We start from the raw sequence: 17,727 nt of genomic DNA, 5'->3' as shown, positions 1-17,727 counted from the left end.
TGCATCGGGCTTCTTGCATTATGCGGCCGGTTCTTAGGGAACCGGCGACTTCAAAGACGGCCTAATATGCGTTATCAATTGCCCCCGCGTCGACTCAGCATGAAGCATTTATTCCCTAGCACCGCTCTCGCACTCTTCATTGGCTTAGGCGTTTTGCCGTTTTCGGCCACTACGTTCGCCGCTAACAGTTGGGATAACCTTCAGCCCGATCGTGATGAGGTAATTGCCAGTCTTAACGTTGTTGAGCTGCTCAAACGCCATCATTACAGCAAGCCGCCACTGGATGACGCACGTTCCGCGATCATCTATGACAGCTACCTGAAGCTGCTCGATCCTTCGCGCAGTTACTTTCTGGCCAGTGATATCGCCGAATTCGACAAATGGAAATTCCAGTTTGACGACTTCCTCAAGAGCGGCGATCTCAATCCCGGCTTCACCATCTACAAGCGCTACCTGGATCGCGTCAAGTCGCGTCTGGACTTCGCCCTGGGCGAACTGAACAAAGGCGTGGACTCGTTCGACTTCAACACCAAAGAGACCCTGCAGATCGACCGCAAGGACGCTCCGTGGCTCAAGACTGAAGCCGAACTCAATGATCTGTGGCGCAAACGTCTCAAGGACGAAGTCCTGCGCCTGAAAATCGCTGGCAAAGAGCCGTCGAAAATTCAGGAACTGCTGACCAAGCGCTACAAGAACCAGTTGAGCCGTCTTGATCAGACCCGCAGCGAAGACATCTTCCAGGCGTATATCAACACCTTCGCCATGTCTTATGACCCGCACACCAATTATCTGTCGCCAGATAACGCGGAAAACTTCGACATCAACATGAGCCTGTCGCTGGAAGGCATCGGCGCCGTGTTGCAGAGCGATAACGACCAGGTGAAGATCGTGCGCCTGGTGCCGGCGGGCCCCGCCGACAAGACCAAGCAAGTCGCTCCGGCTGACAAGATCATCGGCGTTGCCCAGGGCGACAAAGAGATGGTCGACGTGATCGGCTGGCGCCTGGACGAAGTGGTCAAGTTGATTCGTGGCCCTAAAGGCTCTGTGGTGCGCCTGGAAGTGATTCCGGCGAGCAATGCGCCTAACGACCAGACCAGCAAGATTGTCTCCATCACCCGTGAAGCGGTGAAGCTTGAAGAGCAGGCGGCGAAAAAGTCGATCCTCAACCTCAAGCAGGATGGCAAAGATTACAAACTGGGCGTGATCGAAATCCCGGCGTTCTACCTGGACTTCAAGGCCTACCGTGCCGGTGACCCGAACTACAAGAGCACGACCCGCGACGTTAAAAAACTGCTGACCGAGTTGCAGAATGAAAAAGTCGATGGCGTGATTATCGACCTGCGCAACAACGGTGGCGGTTCGTTGCAGGAAGCGACCGAGCTGACCAGCCTGTTCATCGACAAGGGCCCGACGGTTCTGGTACGTAACGCTGACGGTAAAGTCGACGTACTCGAAGACGAAAACCCTGGCGCGTTCTACAAAGGCCCGATGGCGTTGCTGGTCAATCGCTTGTCGGCATCGGCGTCGGAGATTTTTGCCGGGGCCATGCAGGACTACCATCGCGCGCTGATTATCGGCGGCCAAACGTTCGGCAAGGGCACGGTGCAAACCATTCAGCCGCTGAACCACGGCGAACTGAAACTGACACTGGCCAAGTTCTACCGGGTTTCCGGGCAGAGCACCCAGCATCAGGGCGTACTGCCTGACGTCGCCTTCCCGTCGATTATCGATACCAAGGAAATCGGTGAAAGTGCACTGCCTGAGGCCATGCCGTGGGACACCATCCGCCCTGCGATCAAGCCTGCGGCTGACCCGTTCAAGCCGTTCATTGCGCAACTGAAAGCGGATCACGATGCGCGTGTGGCTAAAGATGCCGAGTTCATCTTTATCCGCGACAAGCTGGCCCTGGCCGACAAACTGATGGCCGAGAAAACCGTGAGCCTGAACGAGGCCGACCGTCGCGCACAACACGCCGATATCGATGCCCAGCAGTTGGTGATGGAAAACGCCCGCCGCAAGGCCAAAGGCGAAGCACCGCTCAAGGAAATGAAGAAAGAAGACGAAGACGCCTTGCCGGTGGAGCCTGAAAAGACCAAGCCAGAAGACGACGCTTACCTGAGTGAAACCGGGCGCGTCCTGCTGGACTACCTCAAGCTCAACCCACAGGCAGCGAAGAAGTAACCTTCACGTGTCTCGCGATCTTTTGCACGTTTAAAAGATCGCGAGGCAAGCTCGCTCCTACAGGGTTTTAGTGTAAAAAAAGGGCGGGCCGCATCATGCGGCCCGCCCTTTTTGTCTTTACGCTTCTTCGTGTTCGTAACTGTGTTCAAACACCCGAACCACTTCCGAGGCGTGCCAGGAGGCTGCCGCGACGCCATCCGGCGGCCCGGCAAAACGCCCAAGGCGCCCCACGCATTCAAAAAAACCGGTGCGGGGCAGACGGCTCGCCCCTTGGCTAATCACCAGCGAACTGCGTAGCGGCTGCTCGGCCTTCACGTCCATCGCCGCCAGATGCTCCAGCGCGGAGGTGAGGGTCAACATGGCCGGGCTGGGCAACTGCAAACGCTCCAGCAATGCCCGGTATGTCACTAAATGGCGCTGTCGACGCGCCTGATCAAGCTCAGCCAGTAACCCATCCCAGTGTTGACGACTGATGCGCACGTTCATGAGGCTTCCCTCCAGCCCGCAACGCCCAGCTCCCAGGCCAGGCTGCGGCGAATGGCAAGATCCGGCAGACGTTCACCGGTTTCGATCATTCCCAGGTACGACGGGCTAATGCCTACCGTGCGTGCCAGCACCTCCAGGGCCAAACCCTTGCCCTCGCGCAGACCACGCAGTTGATCGAGCCCTGGCAGCGCCTGTACAGGCTCAGGCGGCTGTCGTTCAGTATCAGGGATGAGTGTTGTCGCTACCGGAGCGTCGATACCCGCAGCCTTGAGTAGCGCCAGGTAGCTCTGCCACGAAAGAACCGCATATTCGGGTTCTCCATTGCGCTTGATGATTTGAAGATCCATTGCTAACCCCGTCAGATTTTTAGACAGATCAAGTCGGAATTTTCCTTAGAAGCTTAATCCTAACAGCCGCTGAGGTCTCTGGGGTTTTTGATCTTCTTGCTCGTCTTCAGCTTCGCCGCAGGAATAAGCCTGATAAACGCGAAATGTTATCCACACAAATTGTGGATAACCTTGTGAACAGAGCAGATTTTTCACTCTGAAAGCCACGTTCTATAAGGGCTGCGCTTAGATCGGGCATTTTTTACACACATAAAAAAACCCATAAATTCATTGACTTGCTGGTCAGCAACTACTAGCCACCAGAACAGATGCGACAAATAACCGCTGGTCGGGGGAATAAACAGACGGGCCAGGCCCAGATACAACAACGCCCCGTCAGGACGGGGCGCTGTGTGAAAACAGAGGCTGCTTACTTGGCAGCATCGGCCTCTGGTTTTGCAGGGTCTTTGATGCCCAGCAGTTCCAGGTCGAATACCAGCACCGAGTTGGCCGGGATCGCCGGGCTTGGGCTTTGTGCGCCGTAAGCCAGTTCGCTAGGGATGTAGAGCTTGTACTTCTCACCCACGTGCATCAGTTGCAGGCCTTCAACCCAACCCGGGATCACGCCGCTGACTGGCAGGTCAATCGGGCTACCGCGCTCGATCGAGCTGTCGAAAACCTTGCCGTCAATCAGCTTGCCTTCGTAGTGAACGGTCACGACGTCAGTTGGCTTTGGCTGTGGGCCATCGGCCTTTTTGATGACTTCGTACTGCAGGCCAGAAGCAGTGGTGACAACACCTGCTTTCTTGCCGTTTTCTTCGAGGAATTTTTTACCGGCGGCAGAGGCTTCGTCGCTCATCTTGGCCAGGCGCTCTTCAGCGCGTTTTTGCAGGGCAGCGAACGCTTCGATCAGTTCGTCATCCTTAAGCTTTTGCTCTTTCTTGCCGACGGCATCTTCGATGCCCAAGGCTACGGCTTTGGAATCCAGATCATCCATGCCTTCTTGAGCCAGGCTTTTACCCATGTTCAGGCCAATGCCATAAGAGGCTTTTTGTGCCGGGGTTTTCAGCTCTACGCTGGTCTGCGAGTCGCAACCCGCCAGTACCAGGCTTACCAGAGCCACAGCTGCCGCCAACCGATGCTGTTTCATGCTATTTCCTTGTTCATGCGCCAAATGGGCAATCGAATAAAGCCGCGAGCTTATCAGGCGGCCGCAACCAATGGCTACCGGCATGAGAGAGGCAAATCGCGGATAAGTTCATGTCTAAATCACAATTCATAATTACCGCAACTTTTGCTAACACTTCAAGCACGCTGTCAAACCTGTCCCTCCCCTCCCCGATCAAACCAATAGCCACTTGATGCTAGCCGCTCGCTCAGGCATAAGACTGAAAAAATTCCTACAAGGAGCGTTATTTTGCGATTGTTTTACCGTGTGCTGTCAGGGCTTGGCGTGGCCTTGGTGTTAGGGCTGTGTGTGGTTGTCTACTTCATCGCCAACCCAAAACTGCCTGCTTACACCGCGCCGCAGCACGTGCACTACCAGGACCAATGGAGCGAGGCGGATCGGCAAGTTTATTACTACACGCCCCAGGGCACCCAAGTGAAAGGCCTGCATTACGACTGGTTCAGTGCCCTGGAGCTGCCCTTCTCGACGCAACACTTCGCTGCGCCTGAGTATTTGGCGCGGTTTGGCTTTTTGGTCGACCCGCAGCAACAAGCCAGCGCGGCCAACCCGGCCAACTTGCCCGTCGGCTTCACTCGCCATCAGAACCCCGGCAGCCCCGTTGAGTATCTGGACATCACCTGCGCGGCCTGCCACACCGGCGAGCTGCGTTACAAAGGCCAGGCCCTGCGCATTGACGGTGGTCCGGCGCAACACGTGCTGCCTTCCAGCGTACCGACCCTGCGCGGCGGCAGCTTTGGCCAGGCGTTGGTCGCAAGCCTGGCAGCCACGTACTACAACCCCTGGAAATTTGAGCGCTTTGCCCGCACGGTTCTGGGCGATAACTATGAAGCCGGGCACAAGCAACTGCGCAAGGACTTCAAGGCCTCGCTGGACACCTTTCTGGCCGTGGCCTGGAACGACACCCATCGCGGCCTTTACCCGACGCTCGAAGGCCCGGGGCGTACCGATGCCTTTGGCCGGATAGCCAATGCCAGCTTCGGCGACGCGATCTCGCCCGACAACTATCGAGTGGCCAATGCACCGGTAGACTACCCGCACCTGTGGGACATGTGGACGTTCGACTGGGTGCAATGGAATGGCTCGGCCCAACAGCCCATGGCACGCAATATCGGTGAAGCCTTGGGCGTCGGCGCAACCCTGAACTTCTTCGACAGCCACGGTCAGCCGCTGCAAGGCGACCATCGCTACCCATCCAGCGTGCGGGTCAACGACTTGCACCTGATTGAAGAAACCCTGCAACGACTCAAACCTCCCGTTTGGCCCGAAGACCTGTTCGGCAAGATCGACCGCCCGCTGGCCGCCAAAGGCCGCCGTCTTTTTACCGAGAACTGCGCAGGTTGCCACGTGCCGCCCGTGGTTGAAGACAACGGCCGTCTGGTCAAGCAACTTAAGATGCTGCCGGTCGAGGTGATCGGTACCGATCCCAATACCGCCACTAACATCGCAGACAATCGCTACGACCTCAGCGCCCTGCAGTGGGACCCGGCCGAGTTGGCCAGCATGAACGTCAACCTCCTCCCCAAGAGCGAGCAGCCGCTGGACATGCATCAGCTGTCTGTCGCCAAGGGCCTGGCCTATGTCACCGCCTTTGTTGAAAAGCGCGCCTACCACGACGCTGCCGTCAGCCCTGAAGAGCAAGCACGCCTCAACGGCTTCGGCCTGCCGATTGGCGTGCTCGAGTTGCGCGCCTACAAGGCTCGCCCGCTGGATGGCATCTGGGCCACTGCGCCCTACCTGCACAACGGCTCTGTGCCGACGGTGTATCAACTGTTGTCGCCGCAGTCAGAACGTGCGCAAACCTTCTATCGCGGCAATTTTGAGTACGACCCGCGCCACTTGGGCTACCGCACAGACGCCTTTGATGGCGGCTTTGTGCTGGACACCCGCATCAGTGGCAACCACAACAGCGGTCACGAATTCCGGGCCGGGCCACAGGGCAATGGCGTGATTGGTCGCCTGCTGCAACCTGAAGAGCGCTGGGCCTTGATCGAGTACCTGAAAGTGCTCGGCGGCCCGCTCGAACACCAGTTGCCCAACGAATAACGTTTAAAAGGATGTTTGCATGCTGACCACTTTATGGCTTCGACTCGGCACCTGGCTGGGCAAGCTGTTGCTCGCCCTGATCGTGCTGGGGCTGCTGGGCTGGGCGCTGACAACAGGCTGGTATGCCTGGAAGTACCGCGGTCCTGTTTCAGCACAGGAGCAGATCCCGGCCGGTGAAGCCGCGATGACTCAAGACACGATCCAGACGGCGATTAAAATCGTCGACCAACACCGAGAGAACACGCGCTACCTGCGCGATGCTCACGCCAAGGCGCATGGCTGCGTCAAAGCTGAGGTCAAGGTGCTCGATGACCTCGACCCGGCCTTGCGCCAAGGCGTGTTTGCGGCGCCGGGCAAAACCTGGCAAGCCGTGATGCGCCTGTCAAACGGTAATGCTTACCCGCAATTTGACAGCATCCGCGACGCCCGCGGCATGGCGATCAAGTTGCAGGACGTGCCGGGTACGCAGCTGTTGCCCAGCCAGCAAGGGCGCGGCGAACAGGATTTTGTAATGTTCAACCACCCCAACTTCTTTGTCAGCGATGTGGCGGAGTATCGTCAGAACATCGCGGCCCAGGCCGACGGCAAAAAAGTGCTGGCGTTTTTCCCGTCCTGGGACCCGCGCAGCTGGCAAGTGCGGCACTTGTTTATTGCCTTGGCCACTCTGGCACCCGCACCCGCCAGCCCGACACAAACCACCTACTACTCGGTGTCGCCTTACAAGTTCGGGACGGCCAATGCCAAATTCAGAGTGGCACCGGACGCAGACAACTGCCCGGCCTACAGCCTGCCCAAACAGAATCAGGACCTGCCGAACTTCTTGCGCAGTGCGTTGACTCAGCAACTCAGCACAGACCGCACGCCTGCCTGTTTTGTGTTGCAGATTCAGCGTCAGGATGCCAACCGCTACATGCCGATTGAAGACACCAGTGTTGAATGGAAGGCGTCTGATGCGCCATTCGAAACTGTGGCGCGCATCACCGTAGCGCCGCAAGACTTCGACACCCCGAGCCAGAATCTGGCCTGTGACAACCTGTCGTTCAGCCCATGGCACGGCATTGAAGAGCACCGGCCTATTGGCGGTATCAACCGCCTGCGCAAAGCCGTGTATGACTCGGTCAGCGAGTACCGCCACAGCCGTAACGCCGAGCAATAACGCGTCCCGCCACACACTGTAGGAGCGAGCTCGTCTCGCGATCTTTTGACCGTTAAAAGATCGCGAGGCAAGCTCGCTCCTACAGTGTTGGCGACACGGCAAACGGCGCCCAGTCGGGGCCAATCCTTCCCTCTTGCGTCCATACCTCGTCAGTCGTAATGACCTCCAGCTTGCCCGCTTCGGCTACACGGTGGACGTAGCTCTGTGCATTACGGTCGTAAGGGAAAAGTCTCGCTTCAATATCTGACACGGTCGTGTGAGTGCGGTTTATAAGGGTGACCAGCTCTGCTTCTGACTCTGTCGCGTCGCTCTGATAGCGCAGTAACCCGCCCTCCCGTGCACAAAAGAAGACGTCGCAGCCAGGCGTTGCGCGCACCAGCAACAAACTGGTCAGCAGCGCGCTGGGGGAAAAGAAATCACCAAACAACTCGTTGGTAGTGTCATGCAACAGCGCATCCGGTTCTTCACCTGACAAGTAAACCCCGACGATGCGGTAACCCTCGGGCACCACCGGCACTCCGCTGGGATCCTTGGGGAACACCACATCCCAGTCAAATTCAAAAAAAGGCGTTTCTAATGCACGGGTATAAACGTACACGTCAGCGTCCAGCTGCTTGAGCACAAACCCGGCAAATTGCGTGTGTTTGCGCAAGAGCATGGCCTGATGAACAGCCTTCACCGCGTCTACTACATCGCTGTACACACTGGAACACAGTGCGGGCTTGTCGACCGAGGTCCGCCCCTTCTGCTGATCGGCCTTCCAGTTCGCACCCAGCCGGGTGCGTCGATCCCAGTGAGCCCCCGCCAGCACAATGCTGAGTTCCCCCGCCAGGCAGATCAAACCAATCAAGTCAGAGGGCATCAACGACCCCAAGTCATAGGCTCTTTCAAACGTCCCGGGATACAGCGCACGCTTGCGTGAAAGTAAAGGCAACAAGGCTTTCTCAAGGTCTGAACCACTGGCGACGTAGCTCAATACGCACTTGTCGGGGCAGGACAAATAGAAGCGCGGGTAGTTGTGTTTATAGCGAATCGCTTGATTGAGGTCGTGAATCGAAAAAAAGTTGTCTTGCAACTCGCTTTCCTCGTGCACCTGCCAAGGCATCCGTTGAATGGAAGTATTGGAGTGGTACATCCCTTCAATGGTGTAGCCCTGGATCGGCAGGAATAAACCCTCATCAGACAATGACAGCACGTCGGCAGGGTCAAAGGACGTGCTGGAACCCGCATGTGGCAGGGTGGCGTAATAGCGGTTCTGCCTGGCGAGTATAAAGCCGCCGTAAACAATGCCATTCTTGATGGCCGCAATGAGCTCGTGGGCGTACACCGCCGCATCATCGGCACTGATGAAGGCGGGGCTTAACGACGGGATTAATACAGAAGCAGTTTGCGCGCTGGTACTCATGGAAAAGTCCTTGTCTTGGCGTGGGCCGGGCGCTGTTCGCCCAGCGTGAAATCACGCGTCAAGTTTCAAGGTATTCATGGCAGCACGTGCGTTACTGGGGTAGTGACGGTCATGGTTCGCACGCCACCACCGTCACGGGTTCAACTGGCCCATCCGTGGGCCCGTCAGCCCACTCAATGAACCGGCAGTTCAACCCCTTCAAACAGGTCTTCGAGTTCCTGCTTGTTATGGCAGGCAATGGCCTTGGCCATCACTTCGCGGGTCAGGTGCGGCGCGAATTTCTCAATGAAATCGCACATGAAACCGCGCAGGAAGGTACCGCGACGGAAACCAATCTTGGTGATGCTCGACTCGAACAATTCGCTGGCATCCAGAACTACAAGGTCTTTGTCCAGGTTGGTGTCCACGGCCATCTTGGCCACAATACCGACGCCCAGGCCCAAGCGTACGTAAGTCTTGATCACGTCAGCGTCAGCTGCGGTGAACACCACTTTGGGCGTCAGGCCGCGATGGCTGAAGGCTTCGTCCAGCTTGGAACGGCCGGTAAAACCAAAGACGTAAGTCACAATCGGGTATTCAGCCAAGGCCTCAAGGGTCAGCTTCGGCAGTTTGGTCAGCGGGTGGCCTTGAGGCACGACCACGCAACGGTTCCAGCGGTAGCACGGCATCATTACCAGGTCGCCGAACAGCTCCAGCGCTTCAGTGGCAATTGCAAAATCGACGGTGCCATCAGCGGCCATTTCAGCAATTTGCATCGGCGAGCCCTGATGCATATGCAAGGCGACGTCCGGGTATTGCTTGATGAAGTTGCTGATGACCGGCGGCAGGGCATAACGCGCCTGGGTGTGCGTGGTAGCAATCGACAACGTGCCTTTTTTCTCGTTGGAAAACTCTTGAGCGATCTGCTTGATGCTCTCGACCTTGCGCAGGATTTCACCGGCGGTGGTGATGATACGCTCGCCCGCCGGTGTGACACGGGTCAGGTGTTTGCCACTGCGCGCAAATACTTCAACGCCCAACTCGTCTTCCAGCAAACGGATCTGTTTACTGATCCCCGGCTGTGAGGTGTAGAGACTCTGAGCGGTAGCTGAAACGTTGAGGTCGTGGTGCGCCACTTCCCAGATGTAGCGCAGTTGTTGAAGCTTCATATGCATCCCTCAGAGCAAATAGGCGCCATGACTATCGGCGGCGATATATAACTATATGGAAGGTCAGAAGAATAAATCTAGAACTTTTTATCGTTTTTAGCAGTTCGTCGCCTTCACCCGTCGGTGCGCCGCCGACGTTGCACCAACGGCACCAGGTACACCGGCACCTGCGCCTGCTCTACGACGCGGCTTGCGTTGTGCCCCAAGTGGCTGTTTGCGCCAGTAGACTGGCCGTGACTGCCGAGGATCACCAGGTCAACCCCAAGCTTTCGCGACTCCTCCAGAATGATATGGGCGGGCTCGCCCTGAACCACCTTGACCGAGCGGATCAAGGCAAGCTCCTGCGCCCCTTCGCCCAGTTCATCTTGAAGACTCTCGAACACACGCTGCTCAATATTGGACAGCATGGCGGTCATGCCCTGCTGCTGCAGTTCATGCAGCGCCTGCTCATCCAGATAACTTTGCAATACCGATTCGGCGAACAGCCCCATGGGCTCCACAACGTGAAGCACATACAAATCCGCCTTGAAACTGCGGGCCAGCCCCAAAGCGTGCTGCATCACAACCGGAGCATAAATACCGAGGTCTGTGGCGAACAGTATCGAGCGAATCATGCGACCTCCTCGACAGGCGTTATGGCCGAGATGAATTCAGCTTAGCAGCGCCCGGACAAGTTCGATGACCCGCGCGATGACTTACACGCACAGTTGGGGTAGCACAAGGTTCAAGGCAGTTCGTCGGGCTCAAGCAGCAAGGCCAGTTTAAGGTGGTGGGCCAACTCCCCCTCACTCAAGCGCGACTTCAATTCACCGTAAAAAGCACCGTCACGCACGACAAACATTGCAGGAAGGTGGAAGATCTCGTAACGCTCGACCAGGCCACCGTTGTCACCGGCGTCAATCCAGCACAGCTGATCAATGGGCAACTGCATTTCGGGCAGCATTTTGCGCGCCGTGCGGCAGCTCGAACACCCGGTGCTGGTGAACACCAGCAAGGTCGTGCCGGGCAGCGTCAGCAGGCGCTGGTCCGCATCAAAGTCTGTCAGTTCCATTTCAGTCACTATACTCAGCTAACAAGATCAAAATACTGGCACTTTGGAGTCTGTGTACATGGGTCGTTTTTTGCCTCACCCAGATGATGTTCCTGTTCAGATCACCCCTCGCAAGCACCCTGCCCTTTCGCGCCAGAAGCTGAACACTATCAGCCTGGGGGGTGTTGCGTGCAACAGTGACAGAGGCTGGAGGCGCGGCACGGCGGTTGATATGTACATGCCCACCCTGGGCGACACCGCCCACTACCCGGGCTATATCGCCTGGTGTGAAAAACACGCCGACGGCTACCGCGTCGGTGTGGCCTTTACCGATGACCAGACCCTGTTTGGTGCGCGCATGGGTGAGCAGGTGTGTCAGATCGAACACTATTGCCGCCAGCGCAATCAACTCAACCTGCCCTTCGAAAACAAGGATGCGCTGGCCCTGGAATGGGTCAACCTGCACGCTCCAGAGTTTTCCCAGGAAACTCTGGAGCAGGCCCTGGCACAACCTGCGCTGGATTAAACCGCTGTGTGCCCATTGTCGAATAACCGCTTAACGCGTTAAGGTTCCGCTCCCCGATGCGCTCAATCAAGCTGTGCTCCGCCGCACGGGGATCGCTGGCGGCCGGCACCCGTGACCTGACGAGTAACACGATGGCTGATTTACCGATCGACGACCTTAACGTTGCCTCCAACGAAACCCTGATCACACCTGAACGCCTCAAGCGCGAGATCCCTCTCAGCGCTACAGCGCTGCAGACCGTGAACAAAGGGCGTGAGGTCATTCGCAACATCCTGGATGGCAAAGACCATCGCCTGTTCGTTGTCATCGGGCCTTGCTCGATCCACGACCTCAAGGCGGCTCATGAATACGCTGAGCGCCTGAAGGTACTTGCGGCTGAAGTCAGCGACACGCTGTATCTGGTCATGCGCGTTTATTTCGAAAAACCACGGACCACCGTGGGCTGGAAAGGCCTGATCAACGACCCGTACCTGGACGACTCGTTCAAAATCGAAGACGGTCTGCACATCGGCCGTAAATTGCTTCTGGACCTGGCCGAAATGGGCCTGCCAACCGCCACTGAAGCCCTTGACCCGATTTCTCCGCAGTACCTGCAAGACCTCATCAGCTGGTCTGCCATTGGTGCGCGTACCACCGAGTCGCAAACTCACCGCGAAATGGCCTCTGGCCTGTCTTCGGCAGTTGGCTTTAAAAACGGCACCGATGGCGGCCTGACCGTTGCGATCAACGCCTTGCAGTCAGTGTCCAGCCCGCACCGTTTCCTGGGTATCAACCAGGAAGGTGGCGTGTCCATCGTCACCACCAAAGGCAACGCCTACGGCCACGTGGTATTGCGCGGTGGCAATGGCAAGCCGAACTATGACTCGGTCAGCGTGGCGCTCTGCGAGCAAGCCCTGACCAAAGCTAAAATCACCCCGAACATCATGGTCGATTGCAGCCATGCCAACTCCAACAAAGACCCTGCGCTGCAACCGCTGGTGATGGAGAACGTGGCCAATCAGATCCTTGAAGGCAACCAGTCGATCATCGGTCTGATGGTTGAAAGCCACCTGAACTGGGGCTGCCAGGCGATCCCTAAAAACCTTGAAGACTTGCAATACGGTGTCTCGATCACCGATGCCTGCATCGACTGGGCAAGCACTGAAAACACCTTGCGCAGCATGCACGCCAAGCTCAAGGACGTCCTGCCCAAGCGGGCTCGCGGTTGATTTTAAGCGCACACAAAAACGCCGGGCTAGCCCGGCGTTTTTTATGAGTGCTATTTCAGGTTTTGGCCTGAGTGCGCTTGTGGCGCTCCATATAGCGCTCAACGTAGGAACACGAGGGAATCACCTCGTAGCCCATTTTTTCGGCGTAATCGAGCGCCTGCTCGGTCAACGCGGCCGCAATGCCTCGCCCACGCAACGCGTTGGGCACAAAGGTGCGGTAAATATCCAGAGTCTGCTTACCCAAATCCATGTAGGTCAGGTAGGCACGGTGACCGTCGACAGTGGTCTCAAACTGGTGACCTGCCTGGTCATGGTGGATGGACAGCGCCTCGCTCATCATTACTCCTCGCGGGTCTTGGACTGTGACCTCTACCTTACTCATGTTTTTGTGCCGAGGGAACCCAGATACTGGCCCTGTGTCATTGCCGTTACACAGCAACCGGAACAGCTTCTGCAACAGGCACACAGACAACGGCAGGCACGCCGACAGGCAAAATTAAGAATAGTCGCTCTCGCAATTGATGCTCAGTGTGTGCTCGCACGCAAAAGACTTATCTATGACGCAGGCGCCCTCTTGAAGTCACTTCACGCGGTCTTTATATTTGCAAGCCGCTTGCTCAAGACGACCAAAGACGGGCAGTTTTCTCGGACACAATCTGTTAAATCTAGCCCATTGGCATTGATTGCCAAATATTTTTTTTGGTTCTTGCGCTAGGTCAGTTTACTTACTACAAGTAATGGGTAGTATGTACGCCGGCTGTTTCCTCATGTTGAAGGAGCAGCTTTAATTAGAAAGTCCTTGAAGGGGAACACGATGAACAACGTTCTGAAATTCTCTGCTCTGGCATTGGCCGCAGTTCTGGCTACCGGTTGCAGCAGCGTATCTAAAGAAACTGAAGCCCGTCTGACTGCAACTGAAGACGCAGCAGCTCGTTCCCAGGCTCGTGCTGACGAAGCCTACCGCAAAGCTGACGAAGCTCTGGCTGCTGCTCAAAAAGCACAACAGACTGCTGATGAAGCTAACGAACGTGCTCTGCGTATGCTTGAAAAAGCTAGCCGCAAGTAATAGTCCTTCGGGATTATTATCGAAGCCGACCCATTTTTATGGGTCGGCTTTTTTATGCCTGCTACCAACTAAGCAGGCAATAAAAAACCGCCAGGGCGTTAACCGTGGCGGCTGTTTTAGTGCCTGGGTGCGTTACTGAACGTAGTCCAGCGACTCACCCTGTTGCACCGTGGTGTTGGCCACACCGATCTCCTGAGGTATGCCGGTTTCGGCACCGACCACAGGGAACGCTTTGTCTTTGTCGATCTGGATGACCTTTTCCAGGTCTTTATGCTTAAGCAGGAAGTTGATAAAGCCTGCGTACTTGTTCTGCAGATCTTCCTGAGTCAAATGCGACTTGTCACTTTTGGCTAGCAAAGAGCCATCTTTGACATTCAACGGCTCGTGCACTTCAAGGAATACCTTGCCGCCACTTACACCGAGTTTGTACGGTTCGTTGATGATGCGAACCGGCGTGCCCACCGGCACCATTTTGGCCAGCTCAAGCACGTTTTTGTTAAGCATGCGGAAACAGCCGTGGCTGGTGCCTGTGCCGATACCGAACTTGGCGTTGGAACCATGAATCAGGTAACCCGGCATGCCCAGGGTGAACTTGAACGGCCCCAGCGGGTTGTCCGGCCCTGCCGGCACAACGTTAGGCAGCGGGTCACCATTGGCGGCGTGTTCGGCCTTGATCGAAGCAGGAGGCGTCCAGGTCGGATTTGGCGTTTTAGCCGTGACCTTGGTCAGCCCCAAAGGCGAGCCCCAGCCTTCACGGCCGATCCCCAACGGAAAGGTGTACACCTTGTTCTGATCCTTGGGGAAATAATACAAGCGATACTCGGCAAGGTTGATCACGATGCCTTCGCGCTTGCCCGGCGGCAGGATGAACTGGGTCGGCAAGACAATATCGGTGTCAACGATCGAGCCGTCGAGGTTCTTTTTGACAGGCAGCCAGGCATCCACACCTGGGTTGGCGGCAATCATTTCGGAGTAGCCCAGTTCGTACTGGTTGCCAAGGTCCGAGAAAGAATCTTCGTATTTGCCCTTGATGACTTGCACCTGCCCGACCACGTCTTCACCCGGTGGCGGCAGCGGAAATTCAAGCGCATGAACGGGACCCGCAACACACAGTGCGGCAACTGACAGATAACGGGTGACAGCAGGTAAGCGCGAGAACATCCGGAAGACCCTTCGCATAATCAACAGGGGGACAAAAAAGAGAGTGTACACGCCACCTCGAAAAGCCGGGAGGCGGCGTATTGAGTCTTAAGGTTTCAGACAGGTTACATCACAATTCAAAGCGCAATTCGGGCCAGATCGGCTCAGTGCCGCGGCGCTGAGACTCAATAATCGCCCGGCACAGCGGGCAAAGCCGGTGATCCTGAAACACCTTGCGCGTGACATCCGACCAACGCGGCTGCGCGGGCAGCAATGAGCCACACAGGGTGCGGTCGATTGTGCCACCCAGCTCCAATTGGCGCGTGACCAAATGTACCCGTACCTCCTGGCAGGCGAACAAATCGAGCTGTTCATCGGGCTCGATCAGTTGATAAGCATATAAAGACCAGGCAGGACGCGACATCAGGGGCTCCAAATCGGGGGGGCGCCACATTAGCCGAAACCATGCCACTAGAAAAGCATCAAAGCAGTGGTTTTAGGGTTGACCACACATTATCGAGCAAACGGCCCTGTGCATTGGCCTTCGGATGCAGGCCATCATCCTGGATAAACTCGGGATGCCCGCCGACGCCCTCCAGGAAAAACGGCACCAGCGCGACCTTTTTCTCGCTGCCCAGATCGCTGTAGACCTTGGCAAAAGCGTCGGTATAGCGCCGACCATAATTGGGCGGCAGCAACATGCCCAACAGCAGCACTTTGGCACCTGCTTTTTGCGAGTCGTCGACCATCGCGGCAAGATTTTGTTTCAATTGTGCTGGCGGCTGGCCGCGCAGCCCATCGTTGGCGCCCAGCTCAATAATCACCACCTGCGGTTTATGCTCCGCAAGCAGCGCCGGTAACCGCGCAAGCCCGCCGGCGCTGGTGTCGCCGCTGATCGAGGCATTGACTACTTGGTCGTCGTAGCCTTGCTCCTTAAGCCGTTGTTGCAGCAAAGAAGCCCATCCCAGACGGGTATCCAGGCCTAAAGCCGCGCTGATACTATCGCCGACGATCAAGATTGTTCCTGCAGCTGCATTCTGCGCTATACACATCAGGGCAAGAGCAGCACTTATAAACCACGTACGCATTGGATTCTCCATGGGCGAAAGTATTCTCACCGCGCAGAACCTTAGCAAAGTGGTTCTCAGCGCGGAAGGCGAGTTAACCATCCTGCACCCCTTAAGCCTGGAACTGCGCAAAGGCGACAGCCTGGCCATCGTCGGCGCTTCCGGCTCGGGCAAATCCACCCTGCTCGGCTTGCTCGCAGGCCTGGACCTGCCCAGCCAGGGTGAAGTCATTCTGGCCGGGCATACACTCAGCACCCTCGATGAAGATCAGCGTGCCCGCGTGCGCGCCGAACACGTTGGCTTCGTGTTCCAGTCATTCCAACTGCTCGACAGCCTCAACGCACTGGAAAACGTCATGTTGCCGCTGGAGCTCGATGGCCGCAAAGACGCCCGCGAACAGGCGCGGCATTTGCTTGAACGGGTCGGCCTGGGCCAGCGCCTGAGCCATTCACCGCGCCAGTTGTCTGGCGGCGAGCAGCAACGCGTTGCCATAGCACGGGCCTTTGCCGCCAACCCGGACGTGCTGTTTGCCGACGAACCGACAGGTAACCTCGACAGCCACACCGGCGAGCGCATTACCGAGCTGCTGTTTGAGCTGAACAAAGAACAGGGCACCACACTGGTACTGGTGACCCATGACGAACGTCTGGCCCATCGCTGCCGACGCCTGATCCGTCTTGACGCCGGCCATCTGGTCGGCCCTCTGGAGCCTTGATGGCACGTTTGCCGCTGGTCCGTCTGCTCAGCCTCGCCCTGCGCCAACTCCTGCGTGATGCACGCGCCGGTGAGTTGCGCGTGCTGTTTTTTGCCGTACTGGTGGCCGTCGCTGCCAGCACCGCCATCGGTTACTTCGGCGCTCGCCTCAACGGCGCGATGGTTTTGCGCGCCACCGAGTTCCTGGGGGCCGACCTGGTGCTCGAAGGCAGCTCACCGGCCCGCGAAGAGCAAATCCGCGTGGGCAACGAACTGGGGCTCAAACACGCGCAAATCGTCGAGTTTTCCAGCGTAATTGCCACAGACAACGGCATTCAGCTGTCCAGCATCAAAGCCGCCGATGACGCATACCCCCTGCGCGGCCAACTCAAAAGCGCCGCCCAGCCTTACGGCGAAGAACAGCCCGGCGGCGGGCCAAAGTCCGGGCAGGCCTGGGTTGAGCCGCGACTGCTGACTGCATTGGATCTCAAGGTCGGTGACGACATTGATGTCGGCTCAAAAACCGTCAAGATCACCCGTGTTCTGACCTACGAACCCGACCGTGCCGGTAATTTTTACAGCCTGACCCCACGAGTGCTGATCAATCTGGATGACCTGCAAGCGACCGGCATCGTACAACCCGGCAGCCGGGTCAGCTTTCGCGAGCTGTGGCGCGGCGAAGCACCGGCACTACAGTCCTACCGTGACGTCATCCAACCGGGCCTTGAAGCCAACCAGCGCTTGCTCGACGGGCGTGATGGCAACCAGCAAATCGGCGGCGCACTCGGCAAGGCCGAACGCTATCTGAACATGGCCAGCCTGGTAGCGGTGTTGCTCGCCGGGGTGGCGGTTGCCCTGTCTGCAACCCGTTTTGCCAATCGGCGCTTTGATGCCAGCGCGCTGCTGCGCTGCCTGGGCTTGTCCCGCCGCGAAACACTCTGGCTGTTCAGCCTGCAACTGGCGATGCTCGGGCTGCTGGCCAGCGTGACCGGAGCCCTGCTCGGCTGGCTGGCGCAACTGGGGTTGTTCGCCTTGCTGCACGACTTGCTCCCGACCGATGTAC

19 protein-coding genes are annotated in these 17,727 nt (G+C 57.3%); 8 read left to right on the top strand and 11 right to left on the bottom strand.

Annotated elements, in window-relative coordinates:
* Positions 1 to 99: 99 nt before the first annotated feature.
* A complete protein-coding gene (locus GHO41_RS12875) occupies positions 100 to 2,181 on the top strand; it encodes a carboxy terminal-processing peptidase (protein ID WP_173430632.1) in 2,082 nt (693 codons plus the stop codon).
* A 117-nt stretch (positions 2,182 to 2,298) separates the two neighbouring features.
* On the opposite strand, the gene GHO41_RS12870 is transcribed toward GHO41_RS12875, so the two are convergent.
* From GHO41_RS12870 to GHO41_RS12860, 3 genes are all read right to left on the bottom strand, one after another.
* Positions 2,299 to 2,667, bottom strand: coding sequence for a hypothetical protein (locus GHO41_RS12870; protein WP_048368615.1), 369 nt, complete (start codon positions 2,665 to 2,667; stop codon positions 2,299 to 2,301).
* Positions 2,664 to 3,014, bottom strand: coding sequence for a helix-turn-helix transcriptional regulator (locus tag GHO41_RS12865; protein ID WP_048368616.1), 351 nt, complete (start codon positions 3,012 to 3,014; stop codon positions 2,664 to 2,666). Before GHO41_RS12865 ends, GHO41_RS12870 begins: the two co-directional genes overlap by 4 nt.
* Before the next feature lie 409 nt (positions 3,015 to 3,423).
* Positions 3,424 to 4,143, bottom strand: coding sequence for an FKBP-type peptidyl-prolyl cis-trans isomerase (locus tag GHO41_RS12860; protein WP_048368617.1), 720 nt, complete (start codon positions 4,141 to 4,143; stop codon positions 3,424 to 3,426).
* Between the two features lie 267 nt (positions 4,144 to 4,410).
* On the opposite strand from GHO41_RS12860, the gene GHO41_RS12855 reads away from it, so the two are divergent.
* Entirely contained in the window at positions 4,411 to 6,225 is a 1,815-nt protein-coding gene (locus tag GHO41_RS12855) for a di-heme-cytochrome C peroxidase (protein WP_153433765.1), read from the top strand.
* Positions 6,226 to 6,244: 19 nt separating this feature from the next.
* Positions 6,245 to 7,381, top strand: coding sequence for a catalase family protein (locus GHO41_RS12850; RefSeq protein ID WP_153433764.1), 1,137 nt, complete (start codon positions 6,245 to 6,247; stop codon positions 7,379 to 7,381).
* 79 nt (positions 7,382 to 7,460) lie between these two features.
* Here GHO41_RS12850 and GHO41_RS12845 read toward each other — a convergent pair whose 3' ends face one another.
* From GHO41_RS12845 to GHO41_RS12830, 4 genes are all read right to left on the bottom strand, one after another.
* On the bottom strand, positions 7,461 to 8,786 hold the full coding sequence (locus tag GHO41_RS12845; RefSeq protein WP_048368620.1) for a DUF4329 domain-containing protein: 1,326 nt from the start codon (positions 8,784 to 8,786) through the stop codon (positions 7,461 to 7,463).
* Positions 8,787 to 8,959: 173 nt separating this feature from the next.
* Positions 8,960 to 9,934 (bottom strand): HTH-type transcriptional regulator CysB, encoded by a 975-nt coding sequence (gene cysB / locus GHO41_RS12840; RefSeq protein WP_048368621.1) that lies wholly within the window; start codon positions 9,932 to 9,934, stop codon positions 8,960 to 8,962.
* 113 nt (positions 9,935 to 10,047) lie between these two features.
* Complete coding sequence (locus tag GHO41_RS12835; protein WP_153433763.1) at positions 10,048 to 10,548, bottom strand: universal stress protein; 501 nt, start codon at positions 10,546 to 10,548, stop codon at positions 10,048 to 10,050.
* A gap of 110 nt (positions 10,549 to 10,658) precedes the next feature.
* The gene (locus GHO41_RS12830) at positions 10,659 to 10,985 is read right to left on the bottom strand and encodes a thioredoxin (RefSeq protein ID WP_048368623.1); all 327 of its coding nucleotides are present in this window, start codon (positions 10,983 to 10,985) and stop codon (positions 10,659 to 10,661) included.
* A gap of 58 nt (positions 10,986 to 11,043) precedes the next feature.
* On the opposite strand from GHO41_RS12830, the gene GHO41_RS12825 reads away from it, so the two are divergent.
* Positions 11,044 to 11,490 (top strand): PilZ domain-containing protein, encoded by a 447-nt coding sequence (locus GHO41_RS12825; RefSeq protein ID WP_048368624.1) that lies wholly within the window; start codon positions 11,044 to 11,046, stop codon positions 11,488 to 11,490.
* Between the two features lie 131 nt (positions 11,491 to 11,621).
* On the top strand, positions 11,622 to 12,698 hold the full coding sequence (locus GHO41_RS12820; protein WP_048368800.1) for a 3-deoxy-7-phosphoheptulonate synthase: 1,077 nt from the start codon (positions 11,622 to 11,624) through the stop codon (positions 12,696 to 12,698).
* A gap of 55 nt (positions 12,699 to 12,753) precedes the next feature.
* Here GHO41_RS12820 and GHO41_RS12815 read toward each other — a convergent pair whose 3' ends face one another.
* Positions 12,754 to 13,035, bottom strand: coding sequence for a GNAT family N-acetyltransferase (locus GHO41_RS12815; protein WP_048368625.1), 282 nt, complete (start codon positions 13,033 to 13,035; stop codon positions 12,754 to 12,756).
* 477 nt (positions 13,036 to 13,512) lie between these two features.
* Here GHO41_RS12815 and oprI point away from each other — a divergent pair, with 477 nt between their 5' ends.
* On the top strand, positions 13,513 to 13,764 hold the full coding sequence (oprI, locus tag GHO41_RS12810; protein ID WP_003172710.1) for an outer membrane lipoprotei OprI: 252 nt from the start codon (positions 13,513 to 13,515) through the stop codon (positions 13,762 to 13,764).
* Between the two features lie 132 nt (positions 13,765 to 13,896).
* On the opposite strand, the gene GHO41_RS12805 is transcribed toward oprI, so the two are convergent.
* The 3 genes from GHO41_RS12805 to GHO41_RS12795 form a co-directional block, all read right to left on the bottom strand.
* Complete coding sequence (locus GHO41_RS12805) at positions 13,897 to 14,925, bottom strand: L,D-transpeptidase family protein (protein WP_153433762.1); 1,029 nt, start codon at positions 14,923 to 14,925, stop codon at positions 13,897 to 13,899.
* Positions 14,926 to 15,034: 109 nt separating this feature from the next.
* Positions 15,035 to 15,328, bottom strand: a complete 294-nt coding sequence (locus GHO41_RS12800) for a hypothetical protein (RefSeq protein WP_003446817.1) — start codon at positions 15,326 to 15,328, stop codon at positions 15,035 to 15,037.
* 58 nt (positions 15,329 to 15,386) lie between these two features.
* Entirely contained in the window at positions 15,387 to 15,992 is a 606-nt protein-coding gene (locus GHO41_RS12795; protein ID WP_153330961.1) for an arylesterase, read from the bottom strand.
* Between the two features lie 10 nt (positions 15,993 to 16,002).
* Between GHO41_RS12795 and GHO41_RS12790 the strand changes: the two genes are divergently transcribed.
* Positions 16,003 to 16,686 (top strand): ABC transporter ATP-binding protein, encoded by a 684-nt coding sequence (locus GHO41_RS12790; RefSeq protein WP_153433761.1) that lies wholly within the window; start codon positions 16,003 to 16,005, stop codon positions 16,684 to 16,686.
* The coding region (locus tag GHO41_RS12785; protein ID WP_153433760.1) for an FtsX-like permease family protein at positions 16,686 to 17,727 on the top strand (1,042 nt) is incomplete at its 3' end. The genes GHO41_RS12790 and GHO41_RS12785, both read left to right, overlap by 1 nt.

The sequence above is a fragment of the Pseudomonas sp. FSL R10-0399 genome, assembly GCF_009600165.1.
GTDB classification, from domain to species: Bacteria; Pseudomonadota; Gammaproteobacteria; order Pseudomonadales; family Pseudomonadaceae; genus Aquipseudomonas; species Aquipseudomonas helleri.
Note: the sequence above shows the minus strand (reverse complement) of the source record. Positions and strands in the feature narration are given on the sequence as shown.

Excerpts from the sequence above, each read along its gene's own strand:
- GHO41_RS12865 (WP_048368616.1), bottom strand. The coding sequence starts at position 3,014 with ATGGATCTTCAAATCATCAAGCGCAATGGAGAACCCGAATATGCGGTT.
- GHO41_RS12815 (WP_048368625.1), bottom strand. The coding sequence starts at position 13,035 with ATGAGCGAGGCGCTGTCCATCCACCATGACCAGGCAGGTCACCAGTTT.
- GHO41_RS12825 (WP_048368624.1), top strand. The coding sequence starts at position 11,044 with ATGGGTCGTTTTTTGCCTCACCCAGATGATGTTCCTGTTCAGATCACC.
- oprI (WP_003172710.1), top strand. The coding sequence starts at position 13,513 with ATGAACAACGTTCTGAAATTCTCTGCTCTGGCATTGGCCGCAGTTCTG.
- GHO41_RS12790 (WP_153433761.1), top strand. The coding sequence starts at position 16,003 with ATGGGCGAAAGTATTCTCACCGCGCAGAACCTTAGCAAAGTGGTTCTC.
- GHO41_RS12805 (WP_153433762.1), bottom strand. The coding sequence starts at position 14,925 with ATGTTCTCGCGCTTACCTGCTGTCACCCGTTATCTGTCAGTTGCCGCA.
- GHO41_RS12800 (WP_003446817.1), bottom strand. The coding sequence starts at position 15,328 with ATGTCGCGTCCTGCCTGGTCTTTATATGCTTATCAACTGATCGAGCCC.
- GHO41_RS12875 (WP_173430632.1), top strand. The coding sequence starts at position 100 with ATGAAGCATTTATTCCCTAGCACCGCTCTCGCACTCTTCATTGGCTTA.
- GHO41_RS12845 (WP_048368620.1), bottom strand. The coding sequence starts at position 8,786 with ATGAGTACCAGCGCGCAAACTGCTTCTGTATTAATCCCGTCGTTAAGC.
- GHO41_RS12860 (WP_048368617.1), bottom strand. The coding sequence starts at position 4,143 with ATGAAACAGCATCGGTTGGCGGCAGCTGTGGCTCTGGTAAGCCTGGTA.
- GHO41_RS12835 (WP_153433763.1), bottom strand. The coding sequence starts at position 10,548 with ATGATTCGCTCGATACTGTTCGCCACAGACCTCGGTATTTATGCTCCG.
- GHO41_RS12870 (WP_048368615.1), bottom strand. The coding sequence starts at position 2,667 with ATGAACGTGCGCATCAGTCGTCAACACTGGGATGGGTTACTGGCTGAG.
- cysB (WP_048368621.1), bottom strand. The coding sequence starts at position 9,934 with ATGAAGCTTCAACAACTGCGCTACATCTGGGAAGTGGCGCACCACGAC.
- GHO41_RS12795 (WP_153330961.1), bottom strand. The coding sequence starts at position 15,992 with ATGCGTACGTGGTTTATAAGTGCTGCTCTTGCCCTGATGTGTATAGCG.
- GHO41_RS12830 (WP_048368623.1), bottom strand. The coding sequence starts at position 10,985 with ATGGAACTGACAGACTTTGATGCGGACCAGCGCCTGCTGACGCTGCCC.
- GHO41_RS12820 (WP_048368800.1), top strand. The coding sequence starts at position 11,622 with ATGGCTGATTTACCGATCGACGACCTTAACGTTGCCTCCAACGAAACC.
- GHO41_RS12850 (WP_153433764.1), top strand. The coding sequence starts at position 6,245 with ATGCTGACCACTTTATGGCTTCGACTCGGCACCTGGCTGGGCAAGCTG.